Here is a 15,636-nt window from a genome sequence, read left to right on the forward strand (position 1 = left end):
TATTGCATTTTTGTAGATTTATCTCACGTCTTTATTGTAAGAATTAACTTTTTTATGCGTTTTATTTAGAGGAAGGTGGTAATTAAATTTAAACGAGATGGATAATTCTAAATTTTATAAGTTTTTAAAAGAAGAAACTGGAAAGTTTTTTGATGATGCATCACCCAACTGTTATATTGAAAAAGATTTAGAAATCTATGGAGATGAAGCGGAAGATTTTTTGATGAAGTTTTCAAGTGAGTTTAATGTAGATATAACTTCTTTTAATTTTGGAGAGCATTTCAATTCTGAAATAGATACAATTAGTTTGTGGATTTATAGTTTGTTTAATAAGGAAAAGAAAAAAGATTTGACAATAAACGATCTGAAAAAATCTTTAATCACTGGTAAGTTGGAATAAGATCTAATTTGATATACATACAATATACTACTTCACTAAACCTCAATAAAAATAAATAATACAATCAAAAATACTATATTTGATATTCCAATATAATTAGCATACATGAAAAACTATTTAAAATATATCGCCTTAGTAATCATCGGAACAGTAGTGAGTTGTAGAGATGAAGTGCAGAAGCAACCAAAAGTAATTTATGATGCTTCAAATAAAGCAAAAGTAGTAGCCAAGACAGATTCAACACAAATTGAAGTGGCTGATTTGCCTATTCAGATGGAAGGAACAAATTATTTAATTCATCCGGTTGGAGATTTACGTGTTTATGAAAGAGGTACAAAATCACGTTACGGATCTTCGAGCGTAAACGATTTGAGTTTTACAATTTCTAATTTAGGAGAATATGAAATTACAGGATATTTACAAAATCTGAAATTTCAAAAAACAGATTCAGATTCTATCCGACCTTTGTCTGATAAACCAGTTTTGATCTTAACAGCTACGTATTTAAAGCCTGTTGCTGATAAAACGAAGAATCAAATAATGGTTTACACTCTTGCTGACGCTGATACCAATAAAGATGGTAAAATTGATTCGGGAGATATTAAAACGTTATACTTAAGCAATATTAGCGGTGAACATTTTACCAAAATTTCTGAAGATTTTCAGGAATTAGTAGACTGGAGTTTAATTGAATCTAAAAGCCGTTTGTATTTTAGAACAATCGAAGATACCAACCAAAACGGACAATTCGATAAAAACGATGTTTTGCATTATAACTACATTGATTTAGCTTCTAAAAAATGGGAGGTTAAAAACTACAAACCGATATAAGGTTCTGAGATACTAAGATTCTAAGGGACTGAGGTTTTTAAATACCTTACACAAAAAACCATTTAAAAATTAACTGAAATAATTTTTAAATGGTTTTTTATTATCATCAAATAAAAAGAACCCTTTTGATTTTTCTATGTACGTAAAGCAAGAAAAAAAACTCAACATCTTAGAATCTTAGTATCTTAGAACCTTAGCAACTTAAAAAAAAATCTAAATCAAAATATCGCTTTCCAAATCTGATTTTTCTATTTCGAAATCAAAACCAAGTCTTTCTACCAATTCAATTACCAATTTTTTATACCAGTTTTCAGACTTTGGATGAATGTAGATTTTTTCAATTAACTGATTGATATCTACATTGATTTTTAACCCGTCGTTTAATTTAATGGTACTTTTTGAAGTATCAGTTAAAATGCGGACTTCGCGCTCATATTGAAAACTTTTTCGTTTAAATAAAAACGGAAAGAACAAATCATCAAACGGAATATATTCTTTTCTGTAATCGATATAATTGACCTCTCCAATATATTGATCAAAATTATTCTCTGGTTTTACTGCTTTTTGCAATCTGCCAATTGTTGACTGAATGGCTAATCCTTCGCTGTTTTGAGTGAAAATCTGCCACATCGCAAACGATTCGTATTCGTTGATGTGCCAGCTGCTCACAGCTACTTTTTCGCGATGTGTTTTGTAGTAATTTAAAAAGTCAGGATTATCAATGGCTAGCTTTTTTATCTCATCAAAAGTAGGTTCGCTGAAAGTTCCTTCATACTGATCTTCGAATTTATCCGAGCGGGACATGAATAATTTTTTAGACAATAATAAATCTAAAAATTTAGACAAATCAAGGTATTTCCAAACAATAGTATCCGGATCTTCAGGCAACTTTATATTTGGATTATTCAGGTACATTTCTTTAATATTTAGAGGGTTATACTCAAAAAAATGCCACAGATTACACAGATTTTAAAAGATTTTATTTCATTATTTATAAAAAAGAATCTGTGTTAATCTGTGTAATCTGTGGCTAAGCTAAAATATATCTTTTAATTACGATTCAAAAGACTGCATTGTAACCAATTTGTTATAAGTTCCGTTATGTGCAATTAGTTGGTCATGAGTTCCTTGTTCTACTATTTTTCCTTTTTGCATTACAACGATCAAATCCGCTTTTTGAATTGTCGAAAGTCGGTGCGCAATAACAATCGAAGTTCTGTTTTGCATCATATTTTCAAGAGCAACCTGAACAAATTTTTCACTTTCAGTATCCAGTGCTGATGTAGCTTCATCCAAAATCATAATTGGAGGATTTTTCAATACCGCACGCGCAATCGATAAACGTTGTTTTTGTCCGCCGGAAAGTTTATTTCCGCTATCACCAATATTGGTATAGATTCCCAAAGGTAATTCTTGTACAAATTCAAAAGCATTAGCGATTTTCAACGCTTCAATAATTTCATCATCTGTAGCATCTAATTTTCCTAGGGAAATATTTGCTTTTATAGTATCATTAAACAAAATGCTGTCTTGTGTTACCAATCCCATTAAACTACGAAGTGATTGCAAATTCATGTCTTTAATGTTGATTCCATCAATAGAAATAACACCGTCATTAACATCGTAAAAACGCGTTAATAAATTAGCAATTGTACTTTTTCCACTTCCCGATTGTCCAACAAGGGCAACGGTTTGTCCTTTTTTAATTTCAAGAGAAAAATCTTTTAAAACCGTTTCTTCTTCGTATTTAAAATTAATGTTTTGAACCGTTATATTGTTATCAAAAGATGTTTTTTCGATTGCATCGGGTTTAGAAGTAATTGGGTTTTCCTGATCCAAAATTTCTAAAACACGATCTGCAGCTGCATTTCCTCTTTTTACTCCGTAAGAAGCTTTTGAGATTGCCTTTGCAGGAGTAAGGATGTTGTAAGCTAATCCCATGTAGGCTATAAACGAGGCACTTTGTAGTGTTTTGTCAATTAAAACCATTTGTCCGCCATACCATAGCAAGATGGCAATTACAGTAATTCCCATAAATTCACTCGCAGGGGAGGCAAGGTTTTGGCGATTACCAATGTTGTTTGATAAGTTGAAAAAACGTTCTGTAGAATTTTGAAAAACAGTATTGAAATAGTTTTCAGAGTTATATCCTTTTACGACTTTCAATCCCCCAATAGTTTCTTCTATGGTTGATAAAAAAGTACCTTGTTCCTGTTGTGCTTTGGTAGATTGTTTTTTTAACTGCTTTCCAATTAATGAAATAATATATCCGGATACGGGAATAAAAATAAATACAAACAAGGTAAGTTTAGCACTAATAATTAGCATTGCAATTATTGTAAAAATGATCGTCAAAGGTTCTTTTACAATAAGTTCTAATATTGCTAAAAACGAAGTCTGAACCTCGTTTACGTCAGCCGAAATTCTGGAAATAACGTCTCCTTTTCTTTTTTCAGAATAAAAAGCCAACGGTAATTCAAGTGTTTTTTTATACATCGCATTTCGCATATCTCTCAGAACACCATTTCGTAAAAAAGTGATAAAAAACATTGCCAGATAATCGGCCAGATTTTTTAGTAAGAATATAGAAATGATAATCGCAACCATTATAGATAAAACGTAACCCGGCTCATGCGTGCCTTTTGTTGTTGTAATATAATAGCTTAAATAATCTTCACCATATTTCTGAATTTCCAGAATTCCTTGGTATTCCGGTTTTACCGTAATTTGTTTGTTTTTGTCAAAAAGTACCTGAAGCATCGGTATTAACGCAACAAAAGAAAGTGTGCTAAAAAGCGCATATAAAACATTAAAAAAGATGTTTAAGAAAGCGTATTTTTTATATGGATATATAAAAGGAACTATTTTTTTGAAATTACTCATTTATTTATAGATGTTATTTTCTGCTATTGCAATTGCTTTTTCCAGTTTTTCCAGCAATAATTTTTTTCTGGTAGTTGGGTTAAATATGCTGATACTTTTATTTGTTCGTCATTATCCAGCATTAAATAATTTATTTGTTCTGGAGATTTTTCACTGCACAAAATTAATCCAATTGGTTTGTTTTCGCCTTCTTTTTGTTCATTTTTCTCAAGCCAACGCAAATATAATTCCATTTGGCCTTTATAACCGGCTTTAAACTTCCCTAATTTCAAATCAATAGCAACTAACCGGCGCAAACCGCGATGGTAAAAAAGTAAGTCAATGTAAAAATCTTCGTCGTCGATTGTGATTCTTTTTTGGCGGGCAAGAAAAGCAAATTCGCTTCCCATTTCGGTAATGAAATTTTGCAATTGTGCCAAAATAGAACTTTCAAGATCTTTTTCAGAATAACTATCGTGAAGTCCTAAAAAGTCCAAAAAATAAGGATCTCTAAAGGTTAGATCCGGACTAATTTGTTTTTCTGATTTTAAAAGTGCTAAGTCGTTGATGATGGTTTCCTCAGGCTTTTTACTAATAGCAGTTCTTTCAAAAAGCATACTGTCAATTCGTTCCTGTAAAGTTCTTACGCTCCATCTTTCATGAACGCTCATCTGAATGTAAAACTCTCTTTTAATATCGTTTTCAATATAAATTAAAGTTCTGATATGGGACCAACTCAATTTTGCACACAGTGTGTGCAAAATTGTAAAGTCCTCAATTGTAGAGTTTAACTTGACAAAGCTTTGTAAGTTTCGTTTGTTAAAGCCTATTCCGTATTTGTCAGTTAAAGCAATGCTTAATGCTGGAATTATCTTTTTGCCATAATCTGCGCGATCATTTTTTAGAATTTCTTCGTTGATCGTTTTTCCAATATTCCAATATAATAAAGTTAATTCCTGATTAACCGTTTTGGCAACAAAATGACGAGTCTGATCTATTAATCCGATAATTGAATTTAATAGTTTCGGCTGATTATTTATATCAGGTTTGTCACTCATTATTATTTACTTCAATTGCATTCCTGCAATGATATTTTGTATTTTCTGGTCTAAGAAACTTTCTGCGGCGTCAAAATCCTGAACTGATTCTAATTCAGCATTAACGCTGATATAGAATTTAATTTTTGGTTCAGTACCACTTGGTCTTGCGCAAATTTTAGAACCGTCTTCAGTATAATAAATCAATACGTTTGATTTCGGAATATCCATTGCAGATTCTTCGCCAGTCAATAAATTTAAGGCAATAGATGATTGATAATCTTCAACCATAATTACGCGTTGTCCGTTGATTTCTTTTAATGGATTTTCACGTAAATCAATCATCATCTGATTAATTTCCTGTAAGCCTTCCATTCCTTTTTTGGTCAATGAAACCAAATATTCTTTATAGAAACCATTTTCAACGTAAAGCTGTAAAAGTTCTTTGTAAACAGTGCTTCCGGCAGCTTTGGCCTGAGCCGCCACCTCGCAGATCAATAAAGTAGCAGCAACTGCATCCTTATCGCGAACGGCATCACCAACCATAAAACCAAAACTTTCTTCTCCGCCGCCAATAAACTCAAGCTCCGGAAAATCTTTAATCATTTTGGCAATCCATTTAAAACCTGTCAAGCCAACTTTGCATTCTACACCATAACTTGTTGCCAGTTCCATCATCATTGGAGTGGAAACTATTGTAGAGCCCACGAATTGTTTTCCGTTAATTTTGCCTGCTTTTTTCCATTGTTTCAATAAAAAGAAGTCATCAAAATCATGGTTTGATTTCCGTTAAGCAAAATCATTTTACCATCATTGTTTCTAACAGCAACACCTAAACGGTCGCAATCAGGATCTGTACCAACAACAATATCTGAGTTTGTTTTGTCTGCCAAAGCCAAAGCCATTGTTAAAGCTTCAGGTTCTTCGGGATTTGGAGATTTAACTGTTGGAAAATCTCCATCAGGAATCGCTTGTTCAGGGACAATGTGTACGTTTTTGTAACCTGCCTGTGATAAAGTATCCGGAATAGATTTTATAGAAGTACCGTGTAGTGAAGTAAAAACAATATGCAAATTATCTTTGGCTTCAGCCGGAGTATCAAAACTTGCGTTTTCTATAGATGATTTAATAAAAGCCTTGTCGATTTCTGTATCGATATATTGAATCAGGCTTTCGTTTGCGTTAAATTTGATTTTGTCGTAATCTAAATTTTCGATTACATTGATGATTGCTGCATCTTCCGGCGGAACAATTTGTCCTCCATCTTGCCAATATACTTTGTAACCGTTGTATTCCGGCGGATTATGTGAAGCCGTAAGTACGATTCCGCATTGACAGCCTAAATACTTAAGCGCGAAAGATAATTCCGGAGTTGGACGTAAATCTGAAAACAAATAAACCTGAATTCCGTTTGCAGAAAAAACATCAGCCACAACCTTTGCCAAAGTGTTACTGTTATGACGACAATCATAAGCAATAACTACTTTTAATGGTTGATTTGGAAAAACTTCATGCAGGTAATCTGAAAGACCCTGTGTGTTTTTACCAAGCGTATATTTGTTAATTCTATTGTTTCCAATACCCATAACACCACGCATTCCACCTGTACCAAATTCCAGGTTTTTATAAAAACTTTCTTCAAGTTCTTTTGGCGACGTTGTCATTAATTCCTTAACGGCCGCTTGTGTTTCATTGTCAAATGTAGGCGTCAGCCATTCGTTTACAGCATTTAAAATATTAGGTGCTATATTCATGTAAATGTGTTTTTAATGTTCTAATTAAAGATAATATTTTTTAAGGAATAATCCTGCTTTATAGTAATTATCAAAAAAATATTTTTATGTTCCTGTAAGAACGCAAAAGATGCTCCTGAATTATTCAGGAACATCATATTTTATTGTCTTTACTTTAAAAATTAACTTCTCGAGCTACTTTATAACGTGCTTCATTGCTTTTAGTACGCAATATAATTTCACCTAAAAATCCGGCTAAAAATAATTGTGTTCCTATGATCATTGATGTTATGGATAGATAAAAATGTGGTCTTTCGGTAATTAAGCGGCTTGTTTTGTGAATAAATAATTTATCGATTCCTAAGTACAGAGCTAATAAAAAACCAATCAGAAACATTATGGATCCCAATAAGCCAAATAAGTGCATTGGTCTTTTTCCAAATCTTGATAAAAACCAAATCGTAATCAAATCCAGAAAGCCATTGATAAAACGATCCATACCAAATTTGGTTTCCCCATATTTTCTGGCCTGGTGAATAACAACTTTTTCTCCAATTTTATTAAAACCTGCATTTTTTGCCAAAACCGGAATATAACGGTGCATTTCGCCCGAAACTTCGATGTTTTTTACAACTGTGTTTTTGTATGCTTTTAATCCGCAATTAAAATCATTTAACTCAACTCCGGAAGTTTTTCTGGCAGCCCAATTAAATAATTTAGACGGTAAATTTTTCGCCACAACAGAATCGTAACGTTTCTTTTTCCAACCTGATACCAAATCAAATTTTTCTTTGGTAATCATTTCAAATAATCCGGGAATCTCATCCGGACTATCTTGCAAATCGGCATCCATAGTAATAATAACATCGCCTTTTGCTTTTGCAAAACCCGCATGCAGAGCCTGTGATTTTCCAAAATTTTTCATGAAACGAATGCCTTTTACATTGGGGTTTTCGTTAGAGAAACCTTCAATAATTTCCCAGGAATTATCTGTACTGCCATCATCTACAAAAATGATTTCATAAGAGTAATTGTTAGATTGCATCACTTCAATAATCCACGAATATAGTTCTTGTAGTGATTCCTCCTCGTTTAGAAGCGGTATAAGTATAGATAAATTCATTTATTTTTTATTCTTGTGTAGATTTGCTTTTAAAAAATGCTGCGAAAACTAATCCGAAAATAGCACAGATTACAATAGCGAAAACAGATCCTTTTACTAATTCTAAAGTAGAATAAGGATTTGTTATTTTCATTTTCGCAACAGTTTCATTAATTGTAGAAGCCGGAGTGCCAAACTTTTGCAGCATACCAACCGTATATTTAATCATAATTTCGCTTAAAGTGTCTTTTGCTCCCGGATCAATAACATTAAATAGGACAATGTTGAATAAAGTAGAGATTAGAATACCAATTACCGCTGCAATAAAGTAAGTGGTAAAGGCATCTTTGAAAGGAAAAATTCCATTTAATTCTTTCTTGGTTTTAGAAAGCAAAATGATTGATATCGTTACGTTTATTACTAAACCAAGCAAGCCAAACCACCAGGAAACGAATAGATTTAAATCGACTGCATAAATGGTAGCAGTAATTAGAGCAGATGCAATTCCGATCATTACACCATATGTAATTCCATTCTTCTTTATAACTTCATTAATCATATTTATATATGTTTTAAAATTAATCCACAAATATAGTAATTCCGAATATAATCGCGGGGAAAAAAGCTTTTTGAATTTAAGTAAAAAAAGTGGCGTAAAGATTTGTATATTAAAAAAGAATTGTAAATTTGCAAACTCAAAATAATTAAAAGTTTTTAAACAAAAAGAGTATTATTTATTTACACCTTTTTCTAACCATGAAAAAGCTTCAAAATGAAAATACTTCAAACAATAAATAAAAGAAAAAGATGAAAAAAGGAATTCACCCAGAAAATTACAGATTAGTTGCATTTAAAGATATGTCAAATGACGAAGTTTTTATCACTAAATCTACTGCAGATACAAAAGAAACAATTGAAGTTGACGGAGTTGAGTATCCAGTTGTAAAAATGGAGATTTCTAGAACATCTCACCCTTTTTATACTGGTAAATCTAAACTTATCGATACTGCAGGACGTATTGATAAATTTAAAACTAAATATGCAAAACACGTTAAAAACTAATAACTGTTTTTATTTATACAAAAGCCTTCCAATCGGAAGGCTTTTTTTGTGGATTTAAAACGTCAAAAAGATAATATTTAAATAGACGAATCTTGTTGCGTGATATCTTTATCTTTGAATAAAATAACTTAACCAAATGTATATGGACTCACTTAGAGATGTTTTTGAAAAACTGGGACTAGAGACACATCATTTTGAAAAGTTTAATAATGAAATCCAGTTTAAAGTTTTAAAGAAAAAAGAACATTTAATAAAAGAAGGTTCTGTTTGTGAGTTTATAGGGATTGTAAATTCAGGAAAACTCAGATCTTATGTTCAAAAGGAAGGAGTTGAATTTAATAATGATTTTTATCTATTAAACAGTTTTGTAACTGCTTATACAAGTTATTTAACTCAAGCTCCTACAAACTGCAATATTGAAGCTTTGGCCGAAACCGAAATCTCCTATATTACTTTTGAACGATTTAATAAGCTAATTGAGGAAGATTTTGCTTTTTTAAAGCTTGCCAAATATATCTCTGATGTCTTTTTATTAGAAAGTGCAGAAGAGAAACTTCTTTCCTGAAAAATTCTGCAGCAGAAAGACTTGAAATGCTGTGTAAAATATATCCCGGAATTGAACAAGAGGTTTCTCAATATCATATTGCTTCTTATCTTGGAATAAAACCTGAATCGCTAAGCCGAATAAAACTCTTAACATACATCAATAAATAAGTATTTATTTAGATTGAATTTTGTACTTCAATAATCAATAAATATTTGAAGTATGCCGGTAATTAATCTAAAAGTCAGTGGTCAGGAAAATCCTGATTTGGCAAAAGAGTTAGTAATAGCGATTAGCAGTCTCACTAAAGAAATTCTAAACAAAAAATCAGAAGTTACAGTTGTTACTGTTTCCTTTATTCCGGATTATCTGTGGTTTATAAACTCGAAATCTTTAGCCGAGTTAAAAACGAATAGTTTCTTTTTGACTATTAAAATTTCAGACTCCACAAATCTTAAAGATGATAAGGCGAAGTTTATAGAAACTTTGCACAATTCCCTTGTTTTACTATTGGGAAATGTTCATCCGGTTAGTTATACTGCGATAGAAGAAATGAAAGCAGATGCTTATGGATATGAAGGAATTACGATAGAGTATAAAATTATTAATAATAAAATTTCAAAAGCTTAAATAATGAAAAAGATCAGCGTTCTGGCATTTTTACTTTTGATAGCAATCGAAAGTTACAGCCAGGAAAAACAGGATAATAAAAAGAAGATACTAAATATTATTGATTCTTATTCAAAAAGTGTAATCGAAAAAGATTCTACTGTGTTTTACAGTTTATTTAATGAGGATCATGTTGTTTGGTGCGCAGCTTACAAAGAGCGAACTTATGCTAAAGAAATTAAAGAAAAAGGCGAGGCAGAAGCTGGAAATAGTTATTTTTCGGGATCCTACAAAGGATTTCTGCGAAGTTTGTTCAGGCATAAAACAACCGAAGATAAATTTGATAATATTAAAATTGTCGAAGACGGAACCGTTGCCTCTGTAACAATGGATTATAGTTTTTGGGCAGATAACAAAATGACAAATTGGGGAAGTAAGTATCTAAATCTTATAAAAAGAGATGGAAAATGGAAGATTACAAGTGTGATATATTCTTTAGAATTGGTCAAATATTTTAAACAGCCGGATCTTAAAATTAGAAAATAATAAACTGTTATGATTTCGATTTTAAATGCTTTACATAATTGAATTTTATTAAACAATTATTTAGCTGCAGGTTTTTATTTATCAGTTATTCTGTTTGTTTTATTGGTTAATATTTTTCTGCTGTATTTTCTTTCGTTGCTACAATACATTTAATTACAGAAAATAAAATATTTGTAACTTTGGGGCAGGTAACCAAATCAATATTTTAACAAACACAAATTTTATGAACTATATTCTTTTCGACGGCCCCGTTCGGAATGCCTTATTGCCCTTTACATTTACTCGTCCGGTTGCAGATATTTTAATCGGAATAATGACGATTCGTCAAAAATGGGAAATGCGTCTGGGATCTACCATAACAACAATAACCGAAGATTACTTGTCTGCCAAATTCCCTATGGTAGAAATGGAAGAAAACGTGATGATAAACGCAGCGTATTTGCCAAATGATACGCTTGCGGAACTTGTTTCAGATTTAAAAGAAAATCAGGCTATTTTTAGAGGAGATGATGTAGTTGCTTTTTTACTTCTGAAAATCAGGAAGAAGTTGATTTTGACTCCTACGAAATTATTCATTATAATGATGATTGTCTAACAGTTGAACATACCTGGGATATTTTTTCTAAAAATGATGCGGCAATTCGTGAAGATTTTATTTATCTGACAGAAGACAGAAAATCGCAGCCAATTCCGAAAAGTGTAAATGTAATTGCGCCCGAAAATATTTTTATTGAAGAAGGAGCAAAACTGGAGTTTGTAACACTGAATGCGTCAAACGGGCCTATATATATAGGTAAGAATACAGAAATTATGGAAGGAACCGTAATTCGCGGCCCTTTTGCTTTATGCGAAAATGCACAGGTAAAACTAAATGCAAAAGTTTACGGAGCAACAACCGTAGGACCCGGATCAAGAATAGGAGGAGAGGTTAAAAACTCAGTTCTTTTTGCGAATTCAAATAAAGGGCATGACGGATTTTTAGGTGATTCTGTTCTGGGTGAATGGTGTAATATTGGAGCGGATAGCAATAATTCAAACCTGAAAAATAATTACGAAGAGGTAAAATTATGGAGCTACGAAACAGAAGGTTTTGCTAAAACGGGACTTCAGTTTTGTGGTTTAATGATGGGTGATCACAGTAAATGCGGAATCAATACAATGTTTAATACGGGAACTGTAGTAGGAGTGAGCGCGAATATTTTCGGAAGTGGTTTTCCTCGCAATTTTGTTCCGAGTTTTTCCTGGGGAGGAGCTGCAGGTTTTACCACGTATGTGACTAAAAAAGCTTTTGAAACGGCAAAATTAGTAATGAGCCGAAGAAACATAGAATTTGATGAAATTGAATCTTCAATTCTGGAGCACATTTTTGAGGAAACTAAAAAATGGAGAAAAGATTAATTATCTAATTAGTCAATGTGCCAATTAGATAATTGAAAATATTTGCTCCGCAAAGTTTATATGCTTTGCGGAGTTTTTTATGTTTAAAAAGCTTTTTGTCTTTAATGAGAATTATCTAATTAACAAATTGGCACATTATCTAATTAAATCTATCTTTGCACCACGAAAAAAATGGGTTGTCAGATAAACGATTAACCGATTAAACAAATTCACAGAAAGTAATGATTACAGTTAACGATATTTCGGTTCAGTTTGGTGGAACTACATTATTTAGCGATGTTTCTTTTGCTATAAATGAAAATGATAAAATTGCCCTTATGGGTAAAAATGGTGCGGGAAAATCGACACTTTTAAAAATAATTGCAGGTCAGAGCAAACCTTCAACCGGAAGTATTTCGACTCCAAAAGATGCTGTTGTGGCTTATTTGCCTCAGCATTTATTGACCAAAGATGGCTCGACTGTAATGGAAGAAGCATCAAAAGCTTTTGGTGAAATTTTTAAAATGAAAGCCGAAATTGATGAAATTAATGAGCAATTAACGGTTCGTACTGATTATGAAAGTGATGCTTATATGAAATTGATCGAAAGAGTTTCTGACTTAAGCGAGAAATTTTACGCGATTGAAGAAGTGAATTATGAAGCTGAAGTAGAGAAAATTTTAGTTGGTTTAGGTTTTGAACGTGAAGATTTTACACGTCAGACTTCTGAATTTTCCGGTGGATGGAGAATGCGTATAGAATTGGCTAAAATTTTATTACAAAAACCGGATTTAATTTTACTGGATGAGCCAACAAACCACATGGATATCGAAAGTATTCAGTGGCTTGAAGAATTTTTGATCAATTCGGCAAAAGCTGTTGTAGTAATTTCGCACGATAGAGCGTTTGTAGATAATATCACGAATCGTACTATTGAAGTAACAATGGGAAGAATCTACGATTACAAAGCAAAATATTCTCATTATTTAGAATTGAGAAAAGATCGTCGTATTCATCAGCAAAAAGCTTATGATGAACAGCAAAGAATGATTGCTGATAACAGAGCTTTTATTGATCGTTTTAAAGGGACTTTCTCTAAAACAGATGCAGTGCAGTCTCGTGTTAAAATGCTTGAAAAACTGGTTATTGTTCAGGTTGATGAAGTTGATAACTCTGCATTAAAATTAAAATTTCCGCCGGCAGCACGTTCAGGGCAATATCCTGTTGTAGTAAAAGAATTGTCTAAAAAATACGGAGATCATGTAGTTTTTAAAGATGCCAATATTGTTATTGAAAGAGGAGAAAAAGTAGCTTTTGTTGGTAAAAATGGTGAAGGAAAATCGACCATGATCAAAGCGATCATGAAGGAAATAGGTATAGATGAAGGAAGTGTTGAAATTGGACACAATTCTCAAATTGGATATTTTGCTCAAAATCAGGCTTCTTTATTAGATGAAAATGCTACTATTTTTGAAACAATCGATGCAATTGCTGTTGGAGATATCAGAACACAAATTAAAAATATTCTTGGAGCATTTATGTTTCAGGGAGATGATATTACTAAGAAAGTAAAAGTGCTTTCAGGAGGAGAAAAAACACGTTTGGCAATGATAAAATTATTGTTGGAGCCAGTAAACTTGTTAATTCTGGATGAGCCTTCGAATCACTTAGATATGAAAACAAAAGACATTATTAAGGATGCATTGCGTGATTTTGACGGAACTTTAATTTTGGTTTCTCACGATCGTGATTTCCTTGACGGATTAGCGACGAAGGTATTTGAATTTGGAAATAAACGAGTTAAAGAACATTTTGAAGATGTGGCAGGATTCCTTGCACATAAAAAAATGGATTCTATGAGAGAGATTGAAAAGTAAAATTTTCGGTTTTATTAAAAACAAAAAGCACAAGTTAATTCTTGTGCTTTTTGTTTTTTATGAAGAAATAAAAAAATTAAATCCTAATTCCCGGAGGAAGTAATTCTTTATATTTTGGATTTTTTTTGATGAACTGTACAATTTTTGGGTGAATAGGCATTAATTTAAATTTCTTTTCTACCACGATTTCCATGATGCTTTTAAGTACGGTGTCAATTAAAGCTTGGTTGTCAAACCCTTCGGGAGTATTGATTTTGGTTAAAAAAATTTTCTTTTCCTGAAACGAATATTCAACAGAAAGCAATCCTTCGGGGGTTATGGCTTCAAATTGTCTTGCAAAAGTGTTGTCTTTGATTTCCATAATGTCAATAGTTTCCATAATTAGTTGTTCTTGTAGGGTTAAAAAAATAATAGAAATGGTGGGCGCAAATAACTCATATAAAACTCCTTAAAAAGATATTTAACATGTGTTATTTAGATTACAAAGGTAATCATTTGATTCTCAATATTAAATTATTTTTTTGGAGATGCAGTTTTCTCAGGCTTTACTTACTTTTTGTAATTTAAATAAGTTTAATTTGTAATTATGGCGTAAGATTTGTTGTGCATATTGCTAAAAAAAGTAATTTTAGAATAAATTTAAAAGCTACAATTTCTGAACTAATGAGTAAAATTCCTGTCTATTTTATGCCTGGTTTGGCTGCAAGTTCGACTATTTTTGAAAGAATCAATTTAGATGAATCTGTTTTCGAAATGTGTTTACTGGAATGGGAAATTCCACAGCCAAAGGAATCCTTGTCTGATTATGCACTTCGAATTACAAAAAACATTAAACATGAAAATCCAGTTTTAATTGGAGTATCTTTTGGAGGGATTCTGGTTCAGGAAATGGCAAAACATATTGATGTCCGGAAGGTTATAATTATTTCGAGCGTTAGAAGCAATTTAGAATTTCCGAGAAGAATGAAAATTGGCAAAACTACAAAAGCCTACAAATTAATTCCGATGAAATTGATTCTGAATATCGAGAATCTTGCAAAATATTCCTTTGGAGAAAAAGTCAACAAACGAATTAAATTGTACGAAAAATTTCTTGCCATGCGCGATATTCGGTATTTACAATGGGCAGTCGAAAATGTGATTTTATGGGATAGGAATCAAATCGATGAAAATATAATTCATATTCATGGTGATCAGGACGAAGTTTTTCCTATAAAATATATTAAAAGCTGCATTATCGTAAAAGGCGGAACTCATATTATGATTCTTAATAAATACAAATGGCTTAATGAGAATTTGCCATCAATTATATTGGAAGATTAATTCCAAAATTCCAATTTTTTGGCGGTTCGATATCTTTGTCAAAGTTTTAAACTTTGACAAAGATTTACGCGAAAAGTTATTACTCGCAATCTTGTCATCCCGAGGAACGAGGGATCTCCGCAAGAAACTCCGCAATCAAAATCGCCAATCTTTGTAGAGTTACGAGTGTGATTTCTCCCTTCGGTCGAAATGACAAACTAAACGGTATTCTTTCCAATAGAAGAAAAATCTAAAATCTAAACTCAGAAATCTAAAATAAAAAAAATCCCAAACACCATTTAATTGGAATTTGGGATTTTGATATTGTAATTTAAAAATGATATCGTAATTTAA

15 protein-coding genes and 2 pseudogenes are annotated in these 15,636 nt (G+C 32.0%); 10 read left to right on the forward strand and 7 right to left on the reverse strand.

Annotated features, from left to right (window positions below):
• The first annotated feature begins 97 nt into the window (after positions 1 to 97).
• Both ACZZZT_RS07715 and ACZZZT_RS07720 read left to right on the forward strand, forming a co-directional pair.
• Positions 98 to 400 carry a DUF1493 family protein gene (locus ACZZZT_RS07715; protein WP_073396514.1) on the forward strand — a complete coding sequence of 101 codons (303 nt, stop codon included), beginning with the start codon at positions 98 to 100 and terminating at the stop codon, positions 398 to 400.
• 105 nt (positions 401 to 505) lie between these two features.
• Entirely contained in the window at positions 506 to 1,231 is a 726-nt protein-coding gene (locus ACZZZT_RS07720; protein ID WP_042567294.1) for a hypothetical protein, read from the forward strand.
• Positions 1,232 to 1,444: 213 nt separating this feature from the next.
• On the opposite strand, the gene ACZZZT_RS07725 is transcribed toward ACZZZT_RS07720, so the two are convergent.
• The 6 genes and pseudogenes from ACZZZT_RS07725 to ACZZZT_RS07750 form a co-directional block, all read right to left on the reverse strand.
• Positions 1,445 to 2,146 (reverse strand): DUF2971 domain-containing protein, encoded by a 702-nt coding sequence (locus ACZZZT_RS07725; RefSeq protein WP_463459956.1) that lies wholly within the window; start codon positions 2,144 to 2,146, stop codon positions 1,445 to 1,447.
• Positions 2,147 to 2,284: 138 nt separating this feature from the next.
• Positions 2,285 to 4,114: an ABC transporter ATP-binding protein gene (locus ACZZZT_RS07730; RefSeq protein WP_042567296.1), complete on the reverse strand. Its 1,830-nt coding sequence runs from the start codon at positions 4,112 to 4,114 to the stop codon at positions 2,285 to 2,287.
• 23 nt (positions 4,115 to 4,137) lie between these two features.
• Complete coding sequence (locus ACZZZT_RS07735) at positions 4,138 to 5,151, reverse strand: PDDEXK nuclease domain-containing protein (protein ID WP_463459957.1); 1,014 nt, start codon at positions 5,149 to 5,151, stop codon at positions 4,138 to 4,140.
• A 6-nt stretch (positions 5,152 to 5,157) separates the two neighbouring features.
• A pseudogene (locus ACZZZT_RS07740) lies at positions 5,158 to 6,884 on the reverse strand (phospho-sugar mutase).
• A 154-nt stretch (positions 6,885 to 7,038) separates the two neighbouring features.
• Positions 7,039 to 7,986: a glycosyltransferase family 2 protein gene (locus tag ACZZZT_RS07745; RefSeq protein WP_463459958.1), complete on the reverse strand. Its 948-nt coding sequence runs from the start codon at positions 7,984 to 7,986 to the stop codon at positions 7,039 to 7,041.
• A gap of 7 nt (positions 7,987 to 7,993) precedes the next feature.
• Positions 7,994 to 8,524 (reverse strand): DUF4199 domain-containing protein, encoded by a 531-nt coding sequence (locus ACZZZT_RS07750; RefSeq protein ID WP_042567300.1) that lies wholly within the window; start codon positions 8,522 to 8,524, stop codon positions 7,994 to 7,996.
• A 248-nt stretch (positions 8,525 to 8,772) separates the two neighbouring features.
• Here ACZZZT_RS07750 and ACZZZT_RS07755 point away from each other — a divergent pair, with 248 nt between their 5' ends.
• The 7 genes and pseudogenes from ACZZZT_RS07755 to ACZZZT_RS07785 all read left to right on the forward strand — a co-directional run bounded on the left by ACZZZT_RS07755 (position 8,773) and on the right by ACZZZT_RS07785 (position 13,980).
• A complete protein-coding gene (locus ACZZZT_RS07755; protein WP_029272307.1) occupies positions 8,773 to 9,027 on the forward strand; it encodes a type B 50S ribosomal protein L31 in 255 nt (84 codons plus the stop codon).
• Positions 9,028 to 9,169: 142 nt separating this feature from the next.
• Positions 9,170 to 9,592, forward strand: a complete 423-nt coding sequence (locus ACZZZT_RS07760) for a Crp/Fnr family transcriptional regulator (RefSeq protein ID WP_463459959.1) — start codon at positions 9,170 to 9,172, stop codon at positions 9,590 to 9,592.
• Between the two features lie 26 nt (positions 9,593 to 9,618).
• A complete protein-coding gene (locus tag ACZZZT_RS07765; protein WP_463459960.1) occupies positions 9,619 to 9,741 on the forward strand; it encodes a hypothetical protein in 123 nt (40 codons plus the stop codon).
• Positions 9,742 to 9,793: 52 nt separating this feature from the next.
• The gene (locus ACZZZT_RS07770; protein ID WP_463459961.1) at positions 9,794 to 10,201 is read left to right on the forward strand and encodes a tautomerase family protein; all 408 of its coding nucleotides are present in this window, start codon (positions 9,794 to 9,796) and stop codon (positions 10,199 to 10,201) included.
• A 3-nt stretch (positions 10,202 to 10,204) separates the two neighbouring features.
• Complete coding sequence (locus ACZZZT_RS07775) at positions 10,205 to 10,726, forward strand: Cif family virulence factor (protein WP_463459962.1); 522 nt, start codon at positions 10,205 to 10,207, stop codon at positions 10,724 to 10,726.
• A 223-nt stretch (positions 10,727 to 10,949) separates the two neighbouring features.
• A pseudogene (locus ACZZZT_RS07780) lies at positions 10,950 to 12,124 on the forward strand (GlmU family protein).
• A 221-nt stretch (positions 12,125 to 12,345) separates the two neighbouring features.
• Positions 12,346 to 13,980: an ABC-F family ATP-binding cassette domain-containing protein gene (locus ACZZZT_RS07785; protein WP_073396530.1), complete on the forward strand. Its 1,635-nt coding sequence runs from the start codon at positions 12,346 to 12,348 to the stop codon at positions 13,978 to 13,980.
• Between the two features lie 76 nt (positions 13,981 to 14,056).
• On the opposite strand, the gene ACZZZT_RS07790 is transcribed toward ACZZZT_RS07785, so the two are convergent.
• Positions 14,057 to 14,359 carry a GNAT family N-acetyltransferase gene (locus ACZZZT_RS07790; protein WP_243396761.1) on the reverse strand — a complete coding sequence of 101 codons (303 nt, stop codon included), beginning with the start codon at positions 14,357 to 14,359 and terminating at the stop codon, positions 14,057 to 14,059.
• 284 nt (positions 14,360 to 14,643) lie between these two features.
• On the opposite strand from ACZZZT_RS07790, the gene ACZZZT_RS07795 reads away from it, so the two are divergent.
• Positions 14,644 to 15,303, forward strand: coding sequence for an alpha/beta hydrolase family protein (locus ACZZZT_RS07795; protein WP_463459963.1), 660 nt, complete (start codon positions 14,644 to 14,646; stop codon positions 15,301 to 15,303).
• Positions 15,304 to 15,636 lie beyond the last annotated feature (333 nt).

This window comes from Flavobacterium sp. AC274, assembly GCF_979258275.1.